The 25,474-nt window shown below is 62.7% G+C and carries 27 protein-coding genes and 1 tRNA gene; 17 read left to right on the top strand and 11 right to left on the bottom strand.

From position 1 onward, the window contains the following. Positions 1-3: 3 nt before the first annotated feature. Together ACODSM_RS18950 and ugpQ are read left to right on the top strand one after the other, a co-directional pair. Positions 4-372 (top strand): bleomycin resistance protein, encoded by a 369-nt coding sequence (locus tag ACODSM_RS18950; protein WP_488806528.1) that lies wholly within the window; start codon positions 4-6, stop codon positions 370-372. Further along, the gene (ugpQ, locus tag ACODSM_RS18945; protein WP_488806527.1) at positions 369-1,130 is read left to right on the top strand and encodes a glycerophosphodiester phosphodiesterase; all 762 of its coding nucleotides are present in this window, start codon (positions 369-371) and stop codon (positions 1,128-1,130) included. Before ACODSM_RS18950 ends, ugpQ begins: the two co-directional genes overlap by 4 nt. A 114-nt stretch (positions 1,131-1,244) precedes the next feature. On the opposite strand, the gene ACODSM_RS18940 is transcribed toward ugpQ, so the two are convergent. Beyond that, positions 1,245-2,213, bottom strand: coding sequence for a Bug family tripartite tricarboxylate transporter substrate binding protein (locus ACODSM_RS18940; RefSeq protein WP_015012731.1), 969 nt, complete (start codon positions 2,211-2,213; stop codon positions 1,245-1,247). Between the two features lie 172 nt (positions 2,214-2,385). Beyond that, positions 2,386-2,664: a hypothetical protein gene (locus ACODSM_RS18935; RefSeq protein WP_309826357.1), complete on the bottom strand. Its 279-nt coding sequence runs from the start codon at positions 2,662-2,664 to the stop codon at positions 2,386-2,388. A gap of 72 nt (positions 2,665-2,736) precedes the next feature. Here ACODSM_RS18935 and hemA point away from each other — a divergent pair, with 72 nt between their 5' ends. The 6 genes from hemA (at position 2,737) to paeA (ending at position 9,261) form a co-directional block, all read left to right on the top strand. Next, the gene (gene hemA / locus ACODSM_RS18930; RefSeq protein ID WP_015012729.1) at positions 2,737-4,056 is read left to right on the top strand and encodes a glutamyl-tRNA reductase; all 1,320 of its coding nucleotides are present in this window, start codon (positions 2,737-2,739) and stop codon (positions 4,054-4,056) included. Positions 4,057-4,169: 113 nt separating this feature from the next. Beyond that, the gene (gene prfA, locus ACODSM_RS18925) at positions 4,170-5,270 is read left to right on the top strand and encodes a peptide chain release factor 1 (RefSeq protein WP_488806526.1); all 1,101 of its coding nucleotides are present in this window, start codon (positions 4,170-4,172) and stop codon (positions 5,268-5,270) included. 72 nt (positions 5,271-5,342) lie between these two features. Continuing rightward, positions 5,343-6,197: a peptide chain release factor N(5)-glutamine methyltransferase gene (gene prmC / locus ACODSM_RS18920; protein ID WP_488806525.1), complete on the top strand. Its 855-nt coding sequence runs from the start codon at positions 5,343-5,345 to the stop codon at positions 6,195-6,197. 63 nt (positions 6,198-6,260) lie between these two features. Further along, a complete protein-coding gene (gene grxD / locus ACODSM_RS18915) occupies positions 6,261-6,584 on the top strand; it encodes a Grx4 family monothiol glutaredoxin (RefSeq protein ID WP_015012726.1) in 324 nt (107 codons plus the stop codon). Positions 6,585-6,741: 157 nt separating this feature from the next. Further along, entirely contained in the window at positions 6,742-7,749 is a 1,008-nt protein-coding gene (locus tag ACODSM_RS18910; RefSeq protein ID WP_015012725.1) for an AAA family ATPase, read from the top strand. A 168-nt stretch (positions 7,750-7,917) separates the two neighbouring features. Next, positions 7,918-9,261, top strand: a complete 1,344-nt coding sequence (gene paeA / locus ACODSM_RS18905; protein WP_309826362.1) for a polyamine export protein PaeA — start codon at positions 7,918-7,920, stop codon at positions 9,259-9,261. 36 nt (positions 9,262-9,297) lie between these two features. Here paeA and ACODSM_RS18900 read toward each other — a convergent pair whose 3' ends face one another. Beyond that, on the bottom strand, positions 9,298-10,005 hold the full coding sequence (locus ACODSM_RS18900; RefSeq protein ID WP_015012723.1) for a lytic transglycosylase domain-containing protein: 708 nt from the start codon (positions 10,003-10,005) through the stop codon (positions 9,298-9,300). Next, entirely contained in the window at positions 10,002-11,744 is a 1,743-nt protein-coding gene (locus tag ACODSM_RS18895) for a proline--tRNA ligase (protein WP_488806524.1), read from the bottom strand. The genes ACODSM_RS18900 and ACODSM_RS18895 overlap by 4 nt, the downstream gene beginning before the upstream one ends. 93 nt (positions 11,745-11,837) lie before the next feature. Here ACODSM_RS18895 and ACODSM_RS18890 point away from each other — a divergent pair, with 93 nt between their 5' ends. After that, a complete protein-coding gene (locus ACODSM_RS18890) occupies positions 11,838-12,515 on the top strand; it encodes an RNA pyrophosphohydrolase (protein ID WP_209817604.1) in 678 nt (225 codons plus the stop codon). A 113-nt stretch (positions 12,516-12,628) separates the two neighbouring features. Here ACODSM_RS18890 and proB read toward each other — a convergent pair whose 3' ends face one another. The 4 genes from proB to rplU all read right to left on the bottom strand — a co-directional run bounded on the left by proB (position 12,629) and on the right by rplU (position 15,686). Beyond that, positions 12,629-13,771, bottom strand: a complete 1,143-nt coding sequence (proB, locus tag ACODSM_RS18885; protein WP_488806523.1) for a glutamate 5-kinase — start codon at positions 13,769-13,771, stop codon at positions 12,629-12,631. Between the two features lie 89 nt (positions 13,772-13,860). Next, complete coding sequence (gene cgtA / locus ACODSM_RS18880) at positions 13,861-14,931, bottom strand: Obg family GTPase CgtA (protein ID WP_060987288.1); 1,071 nt, start codon at positions 14,929-14,931, stop codon at positions 13,861-13,863. Between the two features lie 170 nt (positions 14,932-15,101). Continuing rightward, entirely contained in the window at positions 15,102-15,359 is a 258-nt protein-coding gene (gene rpmA / locus ACODSM_RS18875; protein ID WP_005794180.1) for a 50S ribosomal protein L27, read from the bottom strand. A 15-nt stretch (positions 15,360-15,374) separates the two neighbouring features. Beyond that, complete coding sequence (gene rplU, locus ACODSM_RS18870) at positions 15,375-15,686, bottom strand: 50S ribosomal protein L21 (protein WP_005794184.1); 312 nt, start codon at positions 15,684-15,686, stop codon at positions 15,375-15,377. A gap of 234 nt (positions 15,687-15,920) precedes the next feature. Between rplU and ACODSM_RS18865 the strand changes: the two genes are divergently transcribed. The 8 genes from ACODSM_RS18865 (at position 15,921) to ACODSM_RS18830 (ending at position 22,736) form a co-directional block, all read left to right on the top strand. After that, entirely contained in the window at positions 15,921-16,850 is a 930-nt protein-coding gene (locus ACODSM_RS18865; protein WP_488806548.1) for a polyprenyl synthetase family protein, read from the top strand. Between the two features lie 40 nt (positions 16,851-16,890). Then, a tRNA-Pro gene (locus tag ACODSM_RS18860) sits at positions 16,891-16,967 on the top strand. Positions 16,968-17,098: 131 nt separating this feature from the next. Further along, entirely contained in the window at positions 17,099-18,838 is a 1,740-nt protein-coding gene (pilB, locus tag ACODSM_RS18855) for a type IV-A pilus assembly ATPase PilB (protein WP_488806522.1), read from the top strand. A 20-nt stretch (positions 18,839-18,858) separates the two neighbouring features. Next, positions 18,859-20,079, top strand: a complete 1,221-nt coding sequence (locus ACODSM_RS18850; protein ID WP_488806521.1) for a type II secretion system F family protein — start codon at positions 18,859-18,861, stop codon at positions 20,077-20,079. Beyond that, positions 20,079-20,951 carry a prepilin peptidase gene (locus ACODSM_RS18845; RefSeq protein WP_488806520.1) on the top strand — a complete coding sequence of 291 codons (873 nt, stop codon included), beginning with the start codon at positions 20,079-20,081 and terminating at the stop codon, positions 20,949-20,951. Before ACODSM_RS18850 ends, ACODSM_RS18845 begins: the two co-directional genes overlap by 1 nt. A 9-nt stretch (positions 20,952-20,960) precedes the next feature. Continuing rightward, positions 20,961-21,581: a dephospho-CoA kinase gene (coaE, locus tag ACODSM_RS18840; protein WP_488806519.1), complete on the top strand. Its 621-nt coding sequence runs from the start codon at positions 20,961-20,963 to the stop codon at positions 21,579-21,581. 85 nt (positions 21,582-21,666) lie between these two features. Then, positions 21,667-22,422 (top strand): cell division protein ZapD, encoded by a 756-nt coding sequence (zapD, locus tag ACODSM_RS18835; RefSeq protein WP_060987282.1) that lies wholly within the window; start codon positions 21,667-21,669, stop codon positions 22,420-22,422. Positions 22,423-22,517: 95 nt separating this feature from the next. Next, positions 22,518-22,736 (top strand): DNA gyrase inhibitor YacG, encoded by a 219-nt coding sequence (locus ACODSM_RS18830; RefSeq protein ID WP_488806518.1) that lies wholly within the window; start codon positions 22,518-22,520, stop codon positions 22,734-22,736. A 117-nt stretch (positions 22,737-22,853) separates the two neighbouring features. Here the strand turns inward: ACODSM_RS18830 and ACODSM_RS18825 are convergent, their stop codons facing one another. From ACODSM_RS18825 to argJ, 3 genes are all read right to left on the bottom strand, one after another. Then, complete coding sequence (locus tag ACODSM_RS18825) at positions 22,854-23,324, bottom strand: NUDIX domain-containing protein (RefSeq protein ID WP_488806547.1); 471 nt, start codon at positions 23,322-23,324, stop codon at positions 22,854-22,856. After that, positions 23,302-24,174 carry an ATP-binding protein gene (locus ACODSM_RS18820; RefSeq protein WP_056060299.1) on the bottom strand — a complete coding sequence of 291 codons (873 nt, stop codon included), beginning with the start codon at positions 24,172-24,174 and terminating at the stop codon, positions 23,302-23,304. Before ACODSM_RS18820 ends, ACODSM_RS18825 begins: the two co-directional genes overlap by 23 nt. A 62-nt stretch (positions 24,175-24,236) precedes the next feature. Beyond that, positions 24,237-25,466 (bottom strand): bifunctional glutamate N-acetyltransferase/amino-acid acetyltransferase ArgJ, encoded by a 1,230-nt coding sequence (gene argJ / locus ACODSM_RS18815; protein ID WP_488806517.1) that lies wholly within the window; start codon positions 25,464-25,466, stop codon positions 24,237-24,239. Positions 25,467-25,474: the final 8 nt, after the last annotated feature.

The raw sequence follows: 25,474 nt of genomic DNA, 5'->3' as shown, positions 1-25,474 counted from the left end.
CCTGTGCAGCTGGGTGAAGCCGTCCGCGCCGGGCAAGGCATTCTGGCCACCGTGCCGGTGCTGGCCTCCCTGCACCTGGCGGAAACCCGGCAGTTCTACGTCGAACGGCTGGGCTTCACCGCGCTGCTGGAGATGGACAACTACCTGATCCTGCAGCGCGACGGCTGCGAACTGCACTTCTGGCACTGCACCGAGCGTCACATTGCAGAAAACACCTCGTGCTACGTGCGTGCAGACACTGGCTTGCTGCACGCGGATTTCACGGCACGGGGCCTGCAACTGGCGCCCCCTACCGTCCAGCCCTGGGGCATGAAGGAGATGTTCGTCATCGACCCCCACGGCAATCTGCTGAAATTTGGTGAACCCGCATGAGCGCACCCTCTTCACCCCTCGCCCCCTGGCCCTACCCCCGCTGGATCGCCCACCGTGGCGCTGGCAAGCTGGCCCCTGAAAACACCCTGGCCGCGTTCCGGATGGGCGCCCAGTACGGCTACCGCATGTTCGAGTGCGACGCCAAGCTGAGCAGCGACGGCGTGCCCTTTCTGATGCACGACGCCACGCTGGAGCGCACGACCAACGGCCACGGCACCGGCGGTGATCTGCCCTGGGCCGAGCTCGCCCAGTTGGACGCCGGCGGCTGGCACTCTCGCAGCCACGCGGGCGAGCCCCTGCCCACCCTGGAGAACCTGGCGCGCTACTGCATCGCCAACGGTTTTTTCCTGAACATCGAGATCAAGCCCACGCCGGGGCAGGAAGAAGTGACTGGCCGCGTGGTGGGTGAATACGCTGCGCGGCTGTGGCAAGGCCAGGCTGTGCCGCCCCTGTTCTCGTCATTCAAGCCCGAGGCACTGGCCGGTGCCATGGCCACCGCCCCCCACATACCCCGCGCGCTGCTCATCGACGCACTGTGGGACGGGTGTTTGGACAAAGCCCAGGCGCTGGGCTGCGGGGCCATCGTGTGCAACCATGCGCTGTGGGACCAGGCCCTGGTGGCCCAAGTGCACGGCATGGGCATGCGTACGCTGAGCTACACGGTGAACGATGACTGGGCAGCGCACCGCCTCATCGCGCTGGGCACGGACGGCATCATCACCGACCGGGTGGATTTTTTCTCGCCCGCCAAGCCATAGGGCACCACTTCACCAAAACACCCCCATCCCAATCCAGCGGCCACCGTGGGCCGGCCTCACCGGGCCACTGGTGGCGCCCCCCTTCAGGGGGGAGGCGCTTAGCGCCTCAGAGGGTCAATCCATCTTCGCGCCGGACTTCTTGACAGCATCCGCCCAGCGCGGCATTTCGGCGGCCAGGAACTTGGCAAAGTCGTCTGCGCCCAAAAACGCCGGGTCTGCGCCCTGGCTCACCATGCGGTTGCGCACGTCGGGCATCTGCAGCACCTGGCCAAAGGCGTCACTGAGCTTGTTGACCACGTCCTTGGGCGTGCCTGCGGGCGCCAGAAAGCCGTAAAAGCCCACCACCTCAAAGCCCTTGATACCGCTCTCGATCACCGTGGGCACCTCGGGCAGCGCGGGGTTGCGCTCTTTGCTGGTCACGGCCAGGGCGCGCACCTTGCCTTGCTTGTGGTACGACGCAGCCTGGGGAATGCTCTCGGCCATGAACTGCACCTGCCCTCCCATGAGGTCGGTGAACGCGGGCGCGCTGCCCCGGTAGGGGATGTGCACCATGAACAGGCCCGTGGCCGTCTTGAACATCTCGGGCACCAGGTGGCTGATGCCGCCATTGCCCGCCGAGCCAAAGTTGACCTGGCCGGGCCGCGACTTGGCATAGGCCATGAACTCCTGCAGGTTCTTCGCGGGCACGCTGGGGTTGACCAGCAAGGCCAGCGGCTGCATGGCGGTGCGCGCCACGGGCACAAAGTCCTTCAGGGTCGCGTAGGGCAGGCGGCTGTACAGCGCGGGGTTGATAACCATCACCCCCGTGTTGGCCAGCATGATGGTGTGGCCGTCCGGGGGCGCTCGCATGACCTCCTGCGCACCCACGGTGCCACCGGCACCGGCCTTGTAGTCCATCACCACGGGTTGGCCCAACACGGTCTGCAGCTTGTCGGACAGCAGGCGCGCATGCTGGTCCAGCGGCCCGCCGGCGGGGAAACCCACCACGATACGAACGGGCTTGGACGGAAACGCCTGCGCATGCACGGCGGCAGCCAAGGTCAGGCCTGCGGCCAGGGTGATGCAGGTACGCAGCAGCTTCATGGGGGTGTCTCCAGCTTTGGTTGTGGGTGTGAGGGATACTTGCCGCCTCCGCCGACGCGGACCGTGGCGGCCGCATGGGAAGATGCAAAGAGGCTATCAGACACCAGGGCGCGGCAGCCCTCCAAAGCACCTCTCGCAAACCCTCAAAAAATGCGACGGCTTGCTGAAAGCTTCAGGCCTTCCAGCCCCGCACCAGCACCCACTGGCAGGTGGCGCAGGCCACGACCAGCGCGGCATAGGTGAGCATCTTGCCGTCGCGCCCCCACAGCACCAGCCCTGCCGCGAGCACTGCCACCCCCACGGCAAACAGAATCGCCCCACGCAGCCACACCGACATCGCAGAGGCACTGCGCGAGCCCACCAGGCGGCCCGAAAGCACCAGCACGAGCGCCACGGCAGCAGCGGGTGCAACAAAATTGAGGAGGTGGTTGGCGATGTCCAGCGGACCCATGGAATTGACCCAAATCAAGGCTTGAACAAGCAAGGCCGCCTGTTCGGGCCAACAATTTTATAATTGCAGCATATGGCAGTCTGGGCCCTCGGCATCAACCACACCACCGCGCCGCTCGATCTGCGTGGCCGGTTTGCGTTTGCGCTCGACCAGATTGCGCCCACCCTGCATGGTTTGCGCCAGTCGCTGGGCAGTAACACCCGGCACCCGGGGGTGGAAACCGCCATCATTTCCACCTGCAACCGCACCGAGATTTACTGTGCGGCCGAGGCGCCGGCCATGGACCACACGCTGGGCTGGCTGGCACAGAGCGGTGGCGTGAGCCCCGCGCTGCTGCGCTCGCACTCCTACACCCTCGAAGACAGCCTCGTCGCCCGCCATGCCTTCCGCGTGGCCAGCGGGCTCGATTCGATGGTGCTGGGCGAGGCCCAGATCCTGGGCCAGATGAAAGACGCGGTGCGCGCCGCCGAAACGGCCGGCGCACTAGGCACCACGCTCAACCAGCTGTTCCAGCGCAGCTTTGCCGTGGCCAAGGAAGTGCGCACCAGCACCGAGATCGGCGCGCACAGCATCAGCATGGCCGCCGCCGCCGTGCGCCTGGCCAGCCAGCTGTTTGAAGACCTCTCCAAGATCCGTGTGCTGTTTGTAGGCGCGGGCGAGATGATCGAGCTGTGCGCCACGCACTTCGCGGCCAAGAACCCCAAGGCCATCGCCATTGCCAACCGCACGCTGGAGCGTGGCGAAAAGCTCGCCACCCGCTTTGGCGGTGAGGTGATGCGCCTGGCCGACCTGCCCGAGCGTCTGCACGAGTTCGACGCCGTCATCAGCTGCACCGCCAGCAGCCTGCCCATCATCGGCCTGGGTGCCGTGGAGCGCGCGCTCAAGAAGCGCCGCCACCGCCCCATCTTCATGGTGGACCTGGCCGTGCCGCGCGACATCGAGCCCGAGGTGAAAGCCCTGGGCGACGTCTACCTGTACACCGTGGACGACTTGGCCACTGTGGTGCAGACCGCGCAAGCCAACCGCCAGGCCGCCGTGGCGCAGGCCGAAGCCATCATTGACGCCGGTGTGCAGAGCTTCATGCACTGGATGGAGTTGCGCAGCCCCGCTGCTGCCGAGGGCGGCGTCGTGCCGCTGATCCAGCAGCTCAACGCCCAGACGGACGAATGGCGCGCGCTGGAAATCGCCCGCGCCAAGAAGCTGCTGGCCAAGGGCGAGGATGTGGACGCCGTGCTCGAAGCCCTCTCGCGCGGCCTCACGCAAAAGATGCTGCACGGCACCCTGGCCGAGCTGCGCGCGGGCGATGCCGAGATGCGCGCCCAGACGGCCCAGACCGTCTCACGCCTGTTCCTGCGCTCGCAAAGCAAGCCCCCCCACAACAACGGCCTGTAGCGGCGCTCGCCCGCTCCGCAGCCGTTCCGATTTGAGCCAAATCGGCCTCAAGCGCATGATATATAAGCGCTACCAGCTACCAAATCTGTAGCAAATCCTTTTCCCAGAATTCCATGAAACCCTTTCTCCGAAGCCAGCTGGAGCGCTACGCACAACGCCTGGGCGAACTCGACTTTCTGCTCTCGCGCGAAGACATCATGAGCGACATGGCGCAGTACCGGCGCATCTCCGTCGAACATGCCGAAGTCACGCAGGTCGCCGGCCGCTACGCCCGCTACCAGCAGCGCGAGGCCGACCTAGCCGGTGCGCGCGAGATGCTGGTGTCTTCTGCCGATTCGCCCGACATGGCCGAAATGGCACAGGAAGAAATCGCCAGCGCCGAGGCCGAGCTGGTGCTGCTGGAGGATGAACTCCAGCGCCTGCTGCTGCCCAAAGACCCCGACGACGCGCGCAATGCCTTCGTCGAAATCCGCGCGGGCACGGGCGGCGATGAATCCGCCCTGTTCGCCGCCGACCTGACCCGCATGTACACCCGCTATGCCGCCACCCAGGGCTGGAAGGTGGAGATCATGAGCGCCAACGAAAGCGAGCTGGGCGGCTACAAGGAAATCGTGCTGCGCGTGGAGGGCGACCATGTCTACGGCGCGCTCAAGTTCGAATCCGGCGGCCACCGCGTGCAGCGCGTGCCCGCCACCGAAACGCAGGGCCGCATCCACACCAGCGCCTGCACCGTGGCCGTGATGCCCGAGCCCGATGAGCACCAGGCCGTCACGCTGAACCCGGCGGACCTGCGCATCGACACCTTCCGCGCCAGCGGCGCGGGCGGTCAGCACATCAACAAGACCGACTCTGCCGTGCGCGTGGTGCACTTGCCCACCGGCATCGTGGCCGAATGCCAGGACGGCCGCAGCCAGCACAGCAACAAGGCCAAGGCGCTGCAGGTGCTGCAGGCCCGCATCCAGGAGAAAGAGCGCAGCGAACGCGCCGCCAAGGAGGCCGCGCTGCGCAAGGGCCTGATCGGCAGCGGCGACCGCAGCGACCGCATCCGCACCTACAACTTCCCGCAGGGGCGCCTGACCGACCACCGCATCAACCTCACGCTGTACAAGCTGCTGGCCGTGATGGAAGGCGACCTGGGCGATGTGCTGCAGGCCCTGCAGCATGCCCGCGAGGCCGAGCAGCTGGAAGAGCTGGAGATGGGCGCCACCGCGTGAGCCAGGCCAGAATTTGAGAAAAATTGGCAGGTAGCGCTAGATTCACATGCCTGAACGGCTATCAAAACAATAGTGAACCACTCCACCTCCCCCACCCTCGCCCAGGCTTTGGCGCAGGCCCACACACTGGGCCTGGCGCGTATCGACGCGCAACTGCTGTTGCTGCACGCCGTGGGTCGGCCTGATGCAGGCCGCGCCTGGCTGCTGGCACACGACACCGACGCCATGGACGAAGCAGTACACACCCAGTTCATCGCCCTGTGCCAGCGCCGTTTGGCGGGCGAGCCGGTGGCCTACCTCACCGGCCGCAAGGAGTTCTACGGCCTGCCGCTGCAGGTGGACGCGCGCGTGCTGGACCCGCGCCCGGACACCGAAACCCTGGTGGACTGGGCGCTGGAGGTGATCGCCCCGCTGGCATCGCCCCGCGTGGTGGACCTGGGCACCGGCAGCGGCGCCATTGCCCTGGCGCTGCAAAGCCAGCGCACCGACGCCCAGGTGCTGGCGGTGGATGCCAGTACCGATGCGCTGGCCGTGGCGCAGGCGAATGCCGAGCGGCTGGGCCTGCCCGTGCAGTTCCAGTCAGCCAATTGGCTGGCGGGCGTGGAGGGCCTGTTCGATGCCATCGTCTCCAACCCGCCCTACATCCCCAGCGCCGACCCACACCTGGCCGCGCTGACGCACGAGCCGTTGCAAGCCCTGGCCAGCGGCGCAGACGGCCTGGAAGACATCCGCACCATCGTGGCCCAGGCGCCCACCCACCTGCGCCCCGGCGGCTGGCTGCTGCTGGAGCATGGCTACGACCAGGCCCAAGCCGTGCAGGCGCTGCTTGCCGCCCACGGCTTTGCCCAGGTGCAAAGCCGCAATGACCTCGCTGGCATTGCGCGTTGCACGGGCGGGCAGTGGCCCTTGGCGCAGACAGTGAAATAATCCACCCCATCGCGGGCTCCTAGCCCCCCCTGCCCGCCAGCCCCTTTACCAGGAGTTTTCCCCATGAGCGACACCCAACAACGCATCGACGCCCTCGTCAAATCCAGCGACATCCTGCTGTTCATGAAGGGCAGCGCCAGCTTCCCCATGTGCGGCTTCTCCGGCCGCGCGATCCAGATCCTGAAGGCCTGCGGCGTGGACCCCAAGAGCGTGGTCACCGTCAACGTGCTGGAAGACGACGAAATCCGCCAGGGCATCAAGGAATACAGCAACTGGCCCACGATCCCCCAGCTGTACGTGAAGGGAGAGTTCATCGGCGGCTCGGACATCATGATGGAGATGTACGAATCGGGCGAACTCAAGCAGGTGCTGGGCACCGAAGGCTGATCGACGCAGCCGTTGCGCCACCCGCCATCAGGCCGCCTTCGGGCGGCCCTTTTTGTTTGCCCGCAACAGAGGCACCAATCAGGGGCTTTTCCGATGGAGCAGCGGGCATGTTGTGTGCTTGAATGATTGCGTGACGTAACCCTCACAGGAGCATGCAATGACCAGCCATAGCCTTGTTCCCCAGTCCCCCGCCCTGCGCCTGCCGGTGGCCCAGATGCGCAACGTGTTCCATCCGGGTGATGTGGAACGCAAGCTGGCCCGGTTGCAAGAGTCGGGCAACCAGCGCGAATACGAAACCCTGCGCACCGTGTACGAACGCATGCTGGAGCGTGGCCCGGAGCGTTTTCAGGTCAAGCCCTCTGGCGTGCCCGACATGGCCAGCCTGTACGAGCAGTTGCCCAACTTCACCGAGGTGCTGGACGACGTGAAGCGCCACGTGGCGCTGGCACAGGACAGCAGCGACGGCCTGGAAGTCACGCCCATGCTGCTGCTAGGCCCGCCCGGCATCGGCAAGACCCACTTTGCACGCCATCTGGCCGAACTGCTGGGCACGGGCATGAACCTGCTGCCCATGAGCTCCATGACCGCTGGCTGGCTGCTCTCGGGCTCGTCCGCACAATGGAAGGGCGCGCGGCCTGGCAAAGTGTTCGAAGCGCTTGTGGAGGGCGAATACGCCAACCCGGTCATCGTGGTGGACGAGATCGACAAGGCCAGCAGCGATGCGCAATACGACCCACTGGGCGCGCTGTACAGCCTGCTCGAATACGACACAGCCCAGAGCTTTACCGACGAGTTTGCCGAGGTGGCCATCGACGCGAGCCAGGTGATCTGGATCACCACAGCCAACGACACGCGCGGCATCCCCGACCCCATCCTGAACCGCATGAACGTGTTTGAGGTGGAGGCGCCCACGCTGGATCAAGCCCGCACCATCGCCCGCAATCTGTACCAGGGCATCCGCGCGGGGCATGACTGGGGCCGCCTGATCGACCCCGAGCCGCTGGACGACGTGCTCGACCACCTGGCCCAGATGCCCCCGCGCGAGATGCGGCGGGCGCTGATGACAGGCTTTGGCAACGCGCGGCTGGACCGTCGATCTACCGTGGAGATCACCGACCTGCCCAAGGCCGCCACGGGGCGCAGCCGCATCGGCTTTGTGCAGTAAGTAGCGCGGTCGCCTGCTGGTGCCGCCTCCCCCGCCACGCCAAGCAACGGCCTGGCGCAGGGTTGGCACCACCCACCCAGACAACATCAGCAGGCCGGCGCACAAGGTGCGCAGATACACTTGGTGGCCCGTGGCACACACACTGTGCACCGGCTCCACCCTCGTCCCATGACCCTGTCCCAAAGCCTCTTCGTGATCGGGCTGCTGATTGCAGCCAGCGCCTTTTTCTCCATGGCCGAGATTTCGCTTGCGGCCGCCCGCCGCCTGCGCCTGCGCCAGATGGCCGACGAAGGCGACGCGCGCGCGGACCGGGTGCTGCGCATGCAAGAGCAGCCGGGCGACTATTTCACGGTGGTGCAGGTGGGACAAAACGCCGTGGCCATCCTGGGCGGTATCGTGGGCGAAGGGGCGCTGAGCCCGCATTTCAGCGAACTGTTTGCGCTGTGGATGTCGGGCCCCTCGGCCGAGCGGGCGGGGTTCCTGGCCTCCTTCCTCATCATTACCTCGCTGTTCATCCTGTTTGCCGACCTGTTCCCCAAACGCCTGGGCATGGCAGAGCCCGAACGGCTGGTGATACGGCTGGCACAGCCCATGGCCTGGTGCATGACGCTGTTGCGGCCGCTGGTGTGGTTCTACAGCCGGGGGGCGGACGCGCTGTTCCGCCTGCTGGGCTTGTCATCGTTGCGGGACGACCGCATCACCTCGGACGATATCCTGGCGATGATGGAGGCCGGTGCCCGCGCCGGGGTGCTGGCAGCGCGCGAGCAACAGGTCATCACCAACGTGTTTGAGCTGGACACGCGCACTGTGTCCAGCGCCATGTCGCCGCGCGACCGGGTGGCGTTCTTCCTGCGCGACGAGCCCGACTCGGTGATCCGCCTGCGCATTGCAGCCGAGCCGTTTTCAACCTACCCGGTCTGCGAGGGCGACATCGACCATGTGGTCGGCTATGTGGATGCCAAGGACCTGTTTCAGCGCGTGCTGAACAACCAGCCGATTTCACTGGCCGACGACAGCCTGGTGCGCAAGGTGCTGATCGTGCCCGACCGGCTCACCTTGTCGGAAGTGCTGGAGCAGTTCCGCCAGGTGCACGAGGACTTTGCGGTCATCGTGAACGAATACAGCCTGGTGGTGGGCGTGGTCACGCTGAACGACGTGATGAGCACCGTGATGGGCGATCTGGTGGGCCCGGTGGATGAGGAGCAGATCGTGCGACGGGATGAAAACTCCTGGCTCATCGACGGTGTGACGCCCATTGAGGATGTGCTGCACGCACTGTCGCTGGACGAGTTGCCGCACACTGGCGAATATGAAACCCTGGCGGGCTTCCTGATGGTGATGCTGCGCCGCGTGCCGCGCCGCACCGACAGCGTGAGTTGGGGCGGCTACAAGTTTGAGGTGCTGGACGTGGACAGCTACCGCATCGACCAGGTCATGGTGTCCCGGCTGGGCGGGGCCTCTGGCGGCACCGCTGTGAACCCGTCAGCGCCCGCAGCAACCACCGCGCAGTGACCGGGGCCCGGCCCACGTCATGCCCTGTTCACTGAATCAAGCGGCGGGCGACTGCGGCCGGTCGGCAAACAGCCACTTGCGCTGGGCCGCAAACACGGCATCTGGGTAAGGCGACCGGCCTCGGCTGCCGTTGTAGCGGCCCAGTGCCATGAACAGGTCGCCCTGCTCCCGGTCAATGTAGTGGCGCAGGATGACGCAGCCAAAACGCAGATTGGTCTGCATGTGAAACAGCTTGCCCGGGTCGCCGTCGCCAATCACGCGCGTCCAGAAGGGCATGACCTGCATGTAACCCCGCGCTCCGACGCTGGACACCGCAAACTTGCGGAATCCGCTTTCCACCTGGATCAGCCCCAGGACCAGAGAGACATCCAGCCCCGCGCGCTTGGATTCGTACCAGACCGTCTGCAGGAAGTCGCGGCGCACCTCCAGGTCCGGCTTGCGCGGGCGCAACCGATCGCTCTGCGTGCCCAGCCACCGCAGGTAGTGCAGGCGCGCTTCGGTGGTGAAAAACTCCGGCTCAGGCGGTGCCTGGTTGGCAATGGCCGAACTCAGTGCGGTACGCACCGAATCCATCAGGGGCTCCTCCAGCTGCCCGCCGGCGTGCGCCACCTGCGGAGCACCCAGCCAGGCAGCGGGCGCTGCCAGTGACGCCAGCGACACCAGGCAGCCGCGGCGCGACAGCCCCCCGGGGCCGCCAGCGGCAGCAACCCACGGAGCGTTCAAGGGAGCGCCGCTCTTGCTCATACGGCCATGCGGCCCTTCACGTGGGCCAGGATGTCGGCCACGGCCACCTTGGTGGCTGCGGTGTCACGGCGGTGCTGGTACTCGACCACACCTTCCTTCAGGCTCTTGTCGCCGATGGTCACGCGGTGGGGCACGCCGATCAGTTCCCAGTCGGCAAACATGGCGCCGGGACGCTCGCCACGGTCGTCCAGGATCACGTCCACGCCTGCGGCCAGCAGGTCGGCATACAGCTGCTCGGCCGTGGCCTTGACGGCCTCGCTGCGGTCCATGCCCACGGGGCAAACCACCACCGTGAACGGTGCAATGGCGTCCGGCCAAATGATGCCGCGCTCATCGTGGTTTTGCTCAATAGCGGCAGCGGGCAGGCGCGTCACGCCAATGCCGTAGCAACCCATCTCGAAGAACGCCGGCTTACCATCGTCGCCCAGGAAGGTTGCGTTCATGCCCTTGCTGTATTTGGTGCCCAGGTAGAACACATGGCCCACTTCGATGCCGCGCTCGATCGCCAGCTCGCCCTTGCCGTCCGGGGAGCGGTCGCCCGCTACTACGTTGCGCAGGTCAGCCACCATGTCGGGCTCGGGCAGGTCACGACCCCAGTTGACGCCGGTGATGTGAAAGTCCACTTCGTTGGCGCCGCAAATCCAGTCCGCCATCACAGCAACTTCGCGGTCCACCACGATCTTCAAAGGTTTCTTGAGGCCAATGGGGCCCAGGTACCCCGGCTTGCAGCCAAAGTGGTCCTCGATTTCGCCCAGCGTCGCAAAGCGGAAGCCCGCCAGTCCGGGCACCTTGCCGACCTTGATCTCGTTCATGTCATGGTCGCCACGCAGCAGCAGCAGCCAGACCTGGGTCTTGATGATCTCGCCGGCTTCGTTGGTGTCGTCCGTGGCCAGCACCAGCGACTTCACGGTGGTGTTGAGTGGAACACCCAGCAGTTCCGCCACATCGGCGCAGGTGCTCTTGCCCGGTGTGGCCGTCTTGGTCAGCGCCTGCGTGGCAGCGCCGCGTGGTCCGGTGGGGGCCAGCGCTTCGGCCTTTTCCATGTTGGCGGCGTAGTCGCTCTGCGGGCAGTAGACGATGGCGTCTTCCCCCGTGGCAGCAATCACCTGGAATTCTTCTGACAGGTCGCCCCCGATGGCACCGCTGTCAGCGGCCACGGCGCGGTAGGTCAGGCCGAAGCGGTCAAAGATTCGCCGGTAGGCCTGCGCCATCACCTGGTAGCTGGCCTTGGCGGCCGCCTGGTCGCGGTCAAAGCTGTAGGCATCCTTCATGATGAACTCGCGGCCGCGCATGAGGCCAAAACGGGGACGGCGCTCGTCGCGGAACTTGGTCTGGATCTGGTAGAAGTTCTTCGGCAACTGCTTGTAGCTCTTGAGCTCCTGGCGTGCGATGTCAGTGATCACTTCTTCACTCGTCGGCTGCACAACAAAGTCGCGGCCATGGCGGTCCTGGATGCGCAGCAGCTCAGGACCCATTTTCTCAAAGCGGCCCGTTTCCTGCCAGAGCTCGGCGGGCTGCACCACCGGCATGGTCAGCTCCACGGCGCCCGCGCGGTTCATTTCTTCGCGCACGATAGCTTCCACCTTGCGGATCACGCGCAGGCCCAAGGGCATGTAGTTATAGATGCCAGCGCCCAGCTTCTTGATCAGCCCGGCCCGCGTCATGAGTTTGTGGCTGACCACTTCGGCGTCCGCCGGAGCTTCCTTGAGGGTGGAAATGAAGAATTGGGAGGCTTTCATCGGGAGTCGATTGCAGGCAGAACGGGGCCGTCCACTTGCTGCGCGCTAGGCGCCGTGCATAATGGACACAGTTTAAAAATTTGGGGTTTGATTATGCTTGACCGGGACGGCTTTCGGCCGAACGTCGGCATCATCCTGCTCAACCAGAAAAACCAGGTGTTTTGGGGCAAGCGCATACGCACCCACAGCTGGCAGTTCCCGCAGGGTGGCATTGACCGGGGCGAGACCCCCGAGCAGGCCATGTTCCGCGAGCTGCATGAGGAGGTGGGATTATTGCCCAACCACGTTCGCGTGGTGGCCCGCACCCGGGACTGGTTGCGCTATGAGGTGCCTGACCGGTACATCCGCCGCGATGCACGCGGTCACTACAAGGGCCAGAAGCAGATCTGGTACCTGCTGCAATTGATGGGGCATGACTGGGACTTGAACCTGCGCGCCACCAACCACCCGGAGTTTGACGCTTGGCGGTGGAACGATTACTGGGTTCCGCTGGATGTGGTGGTCGAGTTCAAACGTGGCGTTTACGAAATGGCGCTGACCGAACTGGCCCGCTATCTCCCGCGCCACGAACAGCGCAACCGCTATTTGCGCAGTGGCTTGCGCACCAGAGAGGGCGAACACACCGGCGCTGCGAACATGTTTCGCACGGGCTCCATGCTCGTCAATCCGGGCATGGAACTCCCACCGGGGGCCAGCTTCGACCCCGATCCGCAAAACAGCATGCCGGGAGAGCTTGACGGTATCCCATCGGTATCAGATACGCCGCGCTGACCCAGGAGCGCTCCATGCAAAACGCCTGCAAATGCAGGCGTTTTGTTTTGGTGGGTGGTTCGCTTCTCAGCCCAGAACCGGTGCACACGCTGCTCGATGCACGCTGTGAATCTCTAGGCGCCCTGCGCCAGCACGAGATTGTCGCGGTGGACCATCTCCGGCTCCGCCATGTAGCCCAGCAGTTTCTCAAACTCCGTTGACGGCTTGCGGCACAGCAGGCGTGCTTCGGCAGCCGCATAGTTGGCCAAGCCACGTGCGATTTCGACTCCGGCCCCGTCGCGCACAGCAATCACATCGCCACGCGAAAAGTCGCCCTCCACCGCCGTCATGCCGATGGGCAGGAGGCTTTTGCCTTCATCGCGCACCTTGGCGGCCGCACCCGCGTCCACCACCACGGAGCCGCGCAGCTGCAGATGGTCGGCCATCCACTGCTTGCGGGCCTGCTTTTTCTGCGTTTGCGCGACCAGGAGGGTGCCCAGTGCCTCGCCATTCACGAGACGAACCAGCACATCGGGCTCGCGCCCCCAGGCGATCACGGTCGATGCGCCGGAGCCCGCCGCACGCTTGGCCGCCAGGATCTTGGTGATCATTCCGCCCTTGCCGATGCTCGATCCCGCGCCGCCCGCCATCGCTTCCAGCGCCGGATCACCCGCCTTGGCCTCGTGCACAAATTGTGCGGATGGGTCCCGGCGCGGGTCAGCGGTGTAAAGCCCCTTCTGGTCCGTGAGGATGATCAGGGCGTCGGCCTCCACGAGGTTGGCCACCAGCGCACCCAGCGTGTCGTTGTCGCCAAACTTGATCTCGTCATTGACCACCGTGTCGTTTTCGTTGATCACCGGGACCACACCCAAACGCAGCAACGTGAGCAGGGTAGAGCGCGCATTGAGATAGCGCTCGCGATCGGCCAGGTCGGCATGGGTGAGCAGCACCTGCGCGCTGCCCATGCCCTGCTCGCGCAGCTTGGTTTCGTACATCTGCGCCAGCCCCATCTGCCCCACCGCTGCAGCAGCCTGCAACTCGTGGACTTCCTGGGGTCGCGTGGTCCAGCCCAGACGCTTCATGCCTTCGGCAATGGCGCCACTGGACACCATCACCACCTCGCGCGGTGCGCCCCCGTCGCCGCGTACAAGAGCGGCCAGTTGGCGACTCCACTCGCCGATGGCAGTTTCATCCAGTCCACGCCCTTCATTGGTCACAAGGCTGGAGCCCACCTTCACCACGATGCGGCGGGCATCTCTCAATACGCTGGAAACCATTTTGATGTCTTTGATGCCGATAGCGCTACTGCTTCATGCCTGAGTAGCTATTAAAAATATAGCAAATCTTTGCTCTGGACCTCAAGGCGTCAAGCCGGCGCGTCACCCGCAAAACGAGGATCCACCTCCACCGGCTCGTTCTCCGTGCGCTGCTCGGACTGCACGTGGCGGAAGATGGCGTGGATCAGCGGCTCGCAGCCCTCGCGGGTCAAGGCGGAAATTTCGAACACCGGGCCCTTCCATTTGAAGCGCTTCACAAAGTCCTTCACACGCGCCTCGCGCTCCTCGGCGGGCACCATGTCCAGCTTGTTCAAAACCAGCCAGCGCGGCTTGTTGTAAAGCTGCTGGTCGTATTTCTTGAGCTCGTTCACGATGGCTTTGGCCTGGGCCACCGGGTCCACCGCCTCATCGAACGGCGCCACGTCAACGATATGCAGCAACAAGCGCGTGCGCTGCAGATGGCGCAGGAACTGGTGCCCCAAGCCCGCACCTTCGGATGCGCCCTCGATCAGACCGGGAATGTCGGCCACCACAAAACTCTGCTCAGGCCCCACCCGCACAACGCCCAGGTTGGGGTGCAATGTGGTGAAAGGGTAGTCCGCAATCTTCGGCCGCGCGTTGGACACCGCCGTGATAAAGGTAGACTTGCCCGCGTTGGGCATGCCCAGCAGGCCGACATCAGCCAGCACCTTCAATTCCAGCTTGAGGTTCTTTTTCTCTCCCGGCCAGCCGGGCGTTTTTTGGCGCGGAGCGCGGTTGATGGCGCTCTTGAAACGCAAGTTGCCGAAGCCGCCGTCCCCCCCCTTGGCAATGGTGATGACCTCGCCCGGTGTCAGCAGCTCGTACAGCACCTCGCCCGTCTCGGCATCGCTGATGATGGTGCCAACCGGCATCTTGAGGGTGATGTCGGCACCCGCAGCACCGAACATGTCGGAGCCCATGCCATGCTCACCGCGTTTGGCCTCGTGGCGGCGCGAGTAGCGATAGTCCACCAAAGTATTCAGATTGGGATCAGCCACGGCGAACACATGCCCGCCGCGCCCCCCGTCACCACCATTGGGGCCGCCGAACTCCTTGTATTTTTCGTGCCGGAACGACACGCAGCCATTGCCACCATCACCAGCGGCAATGTCAATAAAGGCTTCATCGACGAACTTCATGGGGTATCCAGTTTACAAAAGGGTCCGCAGCATCCGCTGGCAATCCATTGTGGCGGAATGGCGACGCGTACTCCAGCCACCACGCACCAACAACACATCAGTAACGCGTACAGACCAAACAACAAAGCCCCGACAAAGCGGGGCTTCGATGAGTGCCAGAGGAAAAATCCTCAGGCGGGTGTCACATTGACCGTGGACTTGGACAATGCACCCTTGGTACCAAACGACACGTGGCCGTCCACTAGGGCAAACAGCGTGTGATCCTTGCCCACGCCGACATTGGTGCCGGGGTGGAAGCGCGTGCCACGCTGGCGCACGATGATCGAACCTGCGCTGATCAATTCACCACCGAACGCCTTGACACCCAACATCTTTGGCTTGGAGTCGCGCCCGTTTCGCGTAGAGCCGCCGCCTTTTTTCTGTGCCATGACTAGCTCCTTCGATTAAGCAGCAATCGCACCGATTTGCAGCTCAGTGAACTGCTGGCGATGGCCTTGGCGTTTTTGATAGTGCTTGCGACGGCGCATCTTGAAGATGTGCACTTTGTCGTGCTTGCCGTGGGCCACAACAGTGGCTTTCACGGTTGCGCCGGACACCAGGGGTGTACCAACCTTCAGCTCAGCGCCGTTGCCGACTGCCAGAACTTGGTCGATCACAATTTCCTGGCCTACGTCCGCAGCAATCTGTTCTACTTTAATTTTTTCGCCGGAAGCAACGCGATACTGCTTGCCGCCGGTTTTTATGACCGCGTACATGTTGACCTCTTGATTTGAGTTCTGCAGACGAATTTCTGCAGAGCTCGCAATCATAGCACGCCTCCCGACGTTTGACCAGACCCTATCGCACCACTCGGCATGGGGACGTCAAATGCCGATGGGCTTACGGTCGGCGCGGCGCGCCTTCCTATAATTCCGGCACTTTCTGTGACCATCATCTTGACTGACCATACCGCCCCCACAGCTTCCCCCCTCGCGCTCGTTGCACAAGACATGCACGAGGTTGACAAGGTCATCGGTCAGCGACTGACATCCAGCGTCCCTCTGGTGGCCCAGATTTCGCAGTACATCATCGCTGCGGGCGGCAAGCGCCTGCGCCCTGCCCTGTTACTGATGGTATGCGGAGCCTTAGGTTACCGTGGCGCCCATCGGCACAGCCTGGCTGCGGTGGTCGAACTGATTCACACAGCGACATTGCTGCATGACGATGTGGTGGACGCATCCACGCTGCGCCGTGGCCGCCCCACAGCGAACGAAACCTTCGGCAACCCTGCCAGTGTCCTCGTGGGCGACTTTCTGCACACCCGGTCATTCCAGATGATGGTTGAGGCCGGAAGCATGCGCATCATGGAAATTCTCTCCGAAGCCACGAACGTGATTGCTGAAGGTGAAGTGCTCCAGCTCATGAACATGCACGATGCCTCACTGGACGAGGCAGGCTATTTGCGTGTTATCCGCTCCAAAACAGCCAAACTGTTCGAAGCCAGCGCCCGGCTGGGCGCCATCCTTGCCAACAGCACCCCCGGCGTGGAAGAAGCATGTGCAACTTACGGGCAGGCACTGGGCACCGCTTTCCAGATCATTGACGATGTGCTGGACTACGACGGCGACGCCGCAGAAATGGGCAAAAATCTCGGGGATGACTTGCGCGAAGGCAAATCCACACTCCCGCTGATCGCCGCGATGGAGCGGGGGACTTCTAGTCAAGCGGAGGTTGTTCGCCAAGCTATCGAACAAGGCTCGACCGAACAATTGGCAGAGATCGTGAGCATTGTCCGCCAGACTGGCGCCTTGGACGTTACGCGCGCCGCAGCCTTCGCAGAAGCACACCGCGCCATGGCCGCCGCCCGACAATTACCAGCCAATGCCTACTCGGAGGGTTTGCTAGAATTGGCCTCGCAATTGCTTGAGCGGCGGAATTGAAAAAGGCATTCAATCCATTTGCAAACGCGATTGCAATATGCGGGGTGTAGCTTAGCCTGGTAGAGCGCTACGTTCGGGACGTAGAGGCCGGAGGTTCGAATCCTCTCACCCCGACCAAAAGCACTGCGCGATTACGCTTCCAAGCCTTGGTTTGTGGCGCCGTTGCCAATATGCGCCGCTGTACAGTCCATGGTTGATCGGTGATGATAGGATGGTTTCTTTTCCACACCTAACATATTTCCGGTTACATGGCCGCTGTTGATACTGCCCTCAAAGAAGCTTCCGCAGTCGCTCTGCCGGGGCTTGGCCGTGCCCTGATGTCCGCCGGCAAACTGACCCAAAAGTCAGCGGAAGACATTTACAAAAAATCACAAATCAGTCGAACCAGTTTCATTGCTGAACTGACGGGTTCGGGCGCTGTTTCTGCAGCCGATCTCGCGCACACGGTGTCGGCAGTCTTTGGCGCACCTTTGCTCGATCTGGACGCCATTGATCCGTTGCGCCTCCCCAAAGAACTGCTGGATAACAAGATATGCCAGGCATATCGCGTGGTGGTTCTGAGCAAACGCAATAACCGACTGATCGTTGCAACGGCCGACCCAACGGACCAGGAAGCCGCAGAAAAAATCAAGTTCACCACTCAAATGGGGGTAGACTGGATTATTGCGGAGTATGACAAGCTCAGCCGACTGGTAGAAGCGACCACAAAATCCACGAGCGAGTCTATGGATACACTCGTGAGTGGCGGAGGTGATTTTACTTTTGATGACATTGCCATTGAGGATGCGCCTGAAGAAGCGGATACTGGCGCCACAGAAGTTGAAGACGCGCCTATTGTCAAGTTCCTGCACAAAATGCTGCTCGATGCATTCAATATGCGCGCCTCAGATTTGCATTTTGAGCCTTATGAGCATCAATACCGGGTTCGCTTCCGCATCGACGGCGAATTGCGCGAAATTGCATCTCCACCGATCGCAATTAAAGATAAGCTGGCATCCCGCATCAAGGTGATCTCGCGGCTGGACATTTCCGAGAAGCGCGTGCCCCAGGATGGCCGCATGAAGCTCAAGGTAGGGCCAGATCGAGTCATCGACTTTCGCGTGAGCACCTTGCCAACCTTGTTCGGTGAAAAAATCGTAATCCGCATTTTGGACCCGAGTAGTGCCAAACTCGGTATTGATGCGTTGGGCTACGAGCCCGTAGAAAAAGAGCGATTGCTCCAAGCCATCGGTCGCCCCTATGGGATGATTCTGGTCACCGGTCCTACAGGCTCAGGTAAAACTGTATCTCTTTACACCTGCTTGAACCTGCTCAACAAGCCTGGTGTCAATATCGCAACAGCCGAAGACCCTTCCGAAATCAACTTGCCTGGTGTCAATCAGGTCAACGTGAATGAGAAGGCGGGGCTGACCTTTGCAGTGGCATTGAAATCATTTCTGCGCCAAGACCCCGACATCATCATGGTAGGTGAAATTAGAGATCTAGAAACTGCAGATATTTCCATCAAAGCAGCGCAGACGGGCCACTTGGTACTTTCTACCCTGCACACAAATGACGCCCCGACCACACTCACGCGCATGCGTAACATGGGTATAGCGCCATTCAATATTGCATCCAGCGTAATTCTCATTACAGCGCAGCGACTGGCCCGTCGGTTGTGTCCGGTGTGCAAGGTTCCTGCCGACATCCCGCACGAGGCTCTGGTAGACGCAGGGTATCAAGAGCACGAGATTGATGGTTCATGGGTTACCTACCGTCCCGTCGGTTGCTCGGCCTGTAACAACGGCTACAAAGGGCGACTCGGCATCTATCAGGTAATGCCGGTTTCCGAAGAGATCCAACGCATCATTCTCCGTGATGGGAGTGCACTGGAGATCGCGGAGCAGGCTCGTGCCGAGGGTGTTCGATCGCTGCGCGAATCGGGGCTCTACAAGGCCAAATTAGGCCTCACTTCGCTGGAAGAAGTGCTGGCTGTGACCAACGAATAATATTCGAGGACGAGGGCACCATGGCTACCGCAGCATCAGCTAAAGATATTAAAGATTTTGTCTTCGAGTGGGAGGGCAAGGACCGCAACGGAAAGATAGTGCGAGGAGAAATCCGCGCGGTCGGAGAAAACCAGGTGCAAGCGACCTTGCGTCGCCAAGGGGTTTTTCCTACAAAAATCAAGAAGCGCCGCATGCGCTCAGGCAAGAAGATCAAGCCGAAGGATATTGCGCTGTTTACACGCCAGTTGGCAACCATGATGAAGGCCGGCGTACCATTGTTACAGGCCTTCGATATTGTGGGTCGCGGTAATACCAATGCCAGCGTCACCAAGCTGCTCAACGACATTCGTTCCGATATCGAGACAGGGACATCGCTCAACGGTGCCTTCAGAAAGTACCCGATGTACTTTGATAGCCTCTACTGCAATTTGGTAGAGGCGGGCGAGGCTGCAGGTATTTTGGAAGCCCTTCTGGATCGACTGGCCACGTACATGGAAAAAACAGAGGCAATTAAATCCAAGATTAAATCGGCTCTCATGTATCCTATTTCTGTGGTGATTGTGGCTTTCGTGGTTGTGACAGTGATTATGATTTTCGTCATTCCCGCATTCAAAGAGGTCTTCACCTCTTTCGGTGCAGACTTACCCGCGCCCACCTTGTTCGTGATGGCTATCAGCGAGGTATTTGTCAAATGGTGGTGGCTTATTTTCGGCGTCATCGGCGGGGGCTTCTTCTTTTTCATGCAGGCATGGCGCCGTAACGAAAAGATGCAGATGTTCATGGACCGACTTCTGCTGCGTATTCCCGTGTTTGGCCCTTTGATCGACAAATCTTGCGTCGCGCGCTGGACTCGTACGCTATCCACCATGTTCGCCGCCGGAGTACCACTGGTTGAGGCACTAGATTCGGTGGGAGGAGCTGCGGGCAACTCGGTGTACTCCATAGCCACGGATAAGATCCAACAGGAAGTTTCCACGGGCACAAGCCTCACCGCAGCTATGGGAAATGCCAATATCTTTCCATCCATGGTGCTACAGATGTGCGCTATCGGCGAAGAATCCGGCTCCATCGACCACATGCTCGGCAAGGCCGCAGACTTCTACGAGGCGGAGGTGGACGACATGGTCGCAGGCCTATCCAGCCTGATGGAACCCATCATCATCGTGTTTCTGGGCACGCTCATCGGCGGGATCGTGGTATCGATGTATCTCCCCATCTTCAAGCTCGGTCAGGTTGTGTAATGGTGCTTGAAGCGTGGTTGGACGCCGCTATCGGCGGCGTGATTGGTTTGCTTTTCGGTAGTTTTCTGAATGTGGTGATTTACCGCCTTCCCAAAATGATGGAGAGGCAATGGGCAGCAGAACTGGCGCTGGTCGAAGCATCCAACCAGGGCAAAGAACTGCCAGAGGACACGCAGCCCACCTTCAACCTCATGACGCCACGCTCCCGCTGCCCGGCTTGCGGGCATGTAGTGCGGTGGCATGAAAACATTCCGGTTTTGAGTTACCTGTTTCTGCGTGGACGTTGCTCGTCCTGCAAGACGCGCATCAGCCTCCGCTACCCGCTGGTCGAGCTGGCGACGGGGGCGCTGTTCTTCTTCTGCATCCACCGCTGGGGCGCGACACCCACAGGGTTGGCATGGTGCGGCTTTTCGGCCGCTGTGGTGGCTCTGGCATTCATTGACTGGGACACCACACTCTTGCCGGATGACATTACCCTGCCCTTGCTCTGGGCGGGACTGCTGGCGTCGGCCCTGCAATGGATCAACGTGCCGTTGTTTGCCTCGGTCATGGGTGCAGCCGCGGGATACCTGTCACTTTGGCTGGTGTATTGGGGATTCAAGCTGGCCACCGGCAAGGAAGGGATGGGCTACGGAGACTTCAAACTGTTTGCGGCTTTGGGGGCCTGGTTCGGCTGGCAGGCCCTGGTGCCCATTATTCTGATGTCTTCGGTAATTGGCGCCATCATCGGGATCGCCATGAAGATTTTCAGCAGCTTGCGTGAAGGTGGCTACATCCCATTCGGCCCCTTTCTGGTCGGCGCAGGGCTCACCGCGATGGTGTTTGGGCCCAACGCCATTCTGGGTACAGTGCTCGGGCTCTTCGGACTCTGACAGACCTCCATGGCAACCTCCCGACAGCCCTCGCGCGTGGGACTGACAGGCGGCATTGGCAGTGGCAAGAGCACCGTGGGCCAGATGCTGGCAGCCCTTGGCGCTGTCCTGATTGATGCCGACCAGATTTCCCGGGACGTGACCGGGCCCGGGGGCGCGGCCATGTCAGCCATCCAAAGTACCTTCGGTGACGCGTATGTCGATGCATCGGGCGCGTTGGACCGCGCGCGTATGCGGCAACTGGCCTTCAGCCAACCGGAGGCCCGTAGCCAGCTGGAGGCCATCGTGCACCCTTTGGTGGCCCTGCACAGCGAGCAACGGATTGAGCAGGCCTTGCAGGCTGGCGCCGGATTGATCGTGCACGACATCCCGCTGCTCACAGAGTCCGGGCGATGGGCTCGCCAGCTTGACGCCGTGGTTGTGGTGGACTGCACAGAGCAGACCCAGATCGCTCGGGTCGTGCGGCGCAGCGGTCTGTCCGCTGAAACCGTACAGGGAATCATTGCCTCACAAGCCACGCGCTCAGCGCGCAGGGCGGTGGCCGATGTGCTGATTGCCAACGACGCACACTGCACACTGGAGCAGTTGCAGGCCGAGGTACGGCAAGTGGCCACACTGTTCGGGCTATGATGCGCACGAAACCGTTTGTGCTTTCGCCCCATGCCGTGCGCCACCGGCGTCAGAATACTGCCTGAGCCTCCAGGAACCCGCCAGCGTGATCCTTTACGAATACCCCTTTAACGAGCGTCTCAGAACCTACCTGCGGCTGGAGCAGCTGTTCCGCCGCTTGGGGGAATTGATCCCCCGGCCCCACGCGCTGGATCACCACTTCGCCCTGGTCACGATCTTCGAGATCATGGACGTGGCCGCCCGGGCCGATCTGAAATCGGATGTGCTCAAGGACATTGAAAAGCACAAGCACCAGCTCGACGCCTACCGGGGCAACCCCTCCATTTCTGAAGCGGCACTCGACGCAGTCATCAGCCAGTTGGACCGCTGCTTCGTGGCGCTCAACACCCAAAGCGGCAAGTCGGGCCACGCGCTGACTGAAAACGACTGGCTGATGAGCATTCGCAGCCGCATCGGCATTCCGGGTGGAACCTGCGGCTTTGACCTGCCCGCCTACTACGCGTGGCAGCACCATACTCCCGCAGTGCGCCAGCAGGCGCTGGAAGAGTGGGCCTCCACCCTGGCCCCCCTTGCCGAGTCGATCTATGTGCTGCTCAAGCTCCTGCGCGACTCAGGCGTCCCCCAAAAGGTGGCTGCCGAACGAGGACAGTTTCAGCAAAACCTGCCCCAGGGCCGCACCTTCCAGCTGCTGCGGCTTCGCATCGACCCGGCGCTGAACCTGATCCCGGAAATCAGTGGCAACCGTTTGATTGTCTCGGTGCGGCTCATGCGGCTGGAAGCTGATGGGCGTTTGCACGCCTGCAACGAAGACGCGGCGTTTGAACTGACCCTGTGCGCATAGGCCTTAGCAAGCCCTAGCCCAAGCCCAGAGACTGCATAGCGTCGAGGCCCGCAGAAGATCGGGCCGGCCGATTTGAGCAAGAGGATCACCCCAGGATGCCCCACTCCCCCGCCCCCTCCTCGCAGGCGCGCATCGTCATCTGCCCCAGCTGCGGCGGCGATAGCGTGTACAGCCCCGCGAATGTGTACCGCCCTTTTTGCAGTGAGCGCTGCAAACAGATAGACCTCGGCGCGTGGGCCAGCGAGAGCTTTCGCATGCCTACCGAAGCGCCGCCAGACGACGCTCCCCATGGCGACCCGCGCCAGCAGCATTGACCAAGATTACAGGCTCCCTTCAAGAGCCATTTCGTCCAAAACCAGCGGTATCGCTAGTACTGCATGCCTGAGCAGCTACTAATTCAATAGCACATCAGCCCGACATAGGCGGAGATTTCACTCCACCGCAGACTCAGAGCCTCGCTCCTCGGCCAGCCATTGCAGCACCGGATAGGCACCGGGCAGCACGGGAGACACCGTGATCGGCATTTGCTGCCAGGCCATGGACTGGCCTTCGCGCATCTCGAACTCACCGGTCCATTCCCAGACCTTGCACCAGTGCAGGCGAACCAGGGCGTGGGGGTAATCGTGTTCGGTCACTTTCCAGACGCTGGCCGGGCCGATGGTCACGCCCAGCTCCTCGATCAGCTCGCGGCGCAGGGCCTGCTCCACCGTCTCACCCGCTTCGAGCTTGCCGCCCGGAAACTCCCAGTACCCTGCGTAGGGCTTGCCCGGCGGGCGGGTGGACAGCAGCATCGCGCCATCAGCGCGCAGCAGGATGCCGACAGCCACTTCGGTGTGTTTGCGTTCGGCAACGGCTGGCGTGCCATGGGGGGCGATATTTTCAGCCACCATGGCGCCCCGCATAGTCGCGCGCAAACTGGTACGCCACGCGGCCGCTGCGCGAGCCCCGCTCCAGCGCCCAGACCAGCGCCTCAGGCCGCGCCTCCTCAATGGCCTGCGCGGGCACGCCGAACGACGACAGCCACTGCGCCACGATGGTCAGGTACTCCTGCTGGCTAAACGGGTAGAAACTGACCCACAGGCCGAAGCGCTCGGACAGCGAAATCTTCTCCTCCACCACCTCGCCCGGGTGCACCTCGCCGTCTTCGGTGTGGGTGTAGGTGAGGTTGTCGGCCATGTACTCCGGCAGCAAGTGGCGCCGGTTACTCGTGGCGTAGATCAGCACGTTGGGCGTCGCCGCCGCCACCGAGCCGTCCAGAATCGACTTGAGCGCCTTGTAGCCTGGTTCGCCGTCCTCAAAACTCAGGTCATCGCAGAAGACGATGAATTTCTCGGGCCGGTCAGACACTACATCCACGATGTCCGGCAGGTCGGTCAGGTCGGCCTTGTCCACCTCGATCAGGCGCAGGCCTTCGGCCGCATAGGCGTTCAGGCAGGCCTTGATGAGCGACGACTTGCCGGTGCCACGCGCGCCAGTCAGCAGCACATTGTTGGCGGGCTTGCCCTGCACAAACTGCTGCGTGTTGCGTTCGATCTTTTCCTTTTGCGGATCGATTTCCTTGAGGTCCGCCAGCCGCATCGCGCCCACGTGGCGCACGGGCTCCAGCGTGCCATGCCCACTGCTGCGCTTGCGGTAGCGCCAGGCAATGGAGGCAGACCAGTCGGGTGCTCCCAGGGGCTGGGGCAGCACCGACTCGATGCGGGCGATGAGCTGCTCGGCGCGCTCGACCAAGCGTTCAAATTTTTCGTTCATTGTGGCGACATGCGCTAGTGGAATATGCCTCAACAGCTATCACAAAGATAGCAAAAACCAGCTCACGAGCGGTAATCTGCGTTGATGGTCACGTACTCGTGGCTGAAGTCGCAGGTCCACACCGTGTCTGCTGCGGTTCCACGTCCCAGCAGCACCCTCACGGTGATCTCGCTCTGCTTCATCACGCGCTGGCCGTCTTCTTCGCGATAGGCGGGGTTGCGCCCCCCTTGCAGCGCCACATGCACATCGTCCAGGTACAGGTCGATGCCGGTCTGGTCCAGGTCGTCAATGCCTGCGTAGCCCACAGCCGCCAGGATGCGGCCCAGGTTCGGGTCGCTGGCAAAAAAGGCCGTCTTGACCAGCGGCGAATGGGCAATGGCGTAGGCCACCTTGCGGCACTCGTCGCCCGTCTTGCCGCCTTCGACGCGCACCGTGATGAACTTGGTCGCCCCCTCGCCGTCGCGCACGATGGCCTGCGCCAGCTTTTGCGACACCGAAAGCATCGCCGCCTTGAGGGCCTGGCCGTCCGAGCTGTCGAGCGAGGTCACGGGGGCATGCGCTGCCTTGTTGGTGGCGACAACCACGAACGAGTCATTCGTCGATGTGTCGCCGTCGATGGTGACGCGGTTGAAGGAGCCATCGGCCAGTTCACGCGCCAGTTGCTGCATGACGGCGGGGGCCACGCAAGCGTCCGTGGCCAAGAAGCCCAGCATGGTGGCCATGTTGGGGCGGATCATGCCCGCGCCCTTGCTGATGCCCGTGATGGACACCGTGGCACCACCGATCTGCACCTGCACAGAGAATGCCTTGGGCAGTGTGTCGGTGGTCATGATGCCCTCGGCGGCACGCGCCCAGTGGCCGGGCTGCGCGTCGGCGATGGCGGCGGGCAGTCCCGCTTCGATGCGGTCGTTGGGCAGCGGCTCCATGATCACGCCGGTCGAGAACGGCAGGATCTGCTCGGGCGCCACGCTCAGCTGGCGGGCGAGCGCAATGCAGGTGGAGCGCGCACGCGCCAGGCCGTCTGCCCCCGTGCCCGCGTTGGCGTTGCCGGTGTTGATGACCATGGCGCGGATGGGTTGGCCGCTGGCCAGATGCTCGCGGCTGATCTGCACCGGCGCTGCGCAAAAGCGGTTCTGCGTGAACACGCCCGCCACGCTGGCTCCCTCGTCCAGCAGGAACACGGTGAGGTCCTTGCGGTGGGCCTTGCGGACACCGGCTTCGGCAACACCGATGCGCACGCCCGCGATGGGGTGCAGATCGGCAGCAACGGGGGCGACTAGATTGACGGGCATGGGGGTCT

It is taken from the genome of Acidovorax sp. FG42, assembly GCF_057809195.1.
The sequence above is the reverse complement of the archived record's forward strand: the minus strand, read 5'-3'. Positions and strand labels throughout refer to the sequence as shown.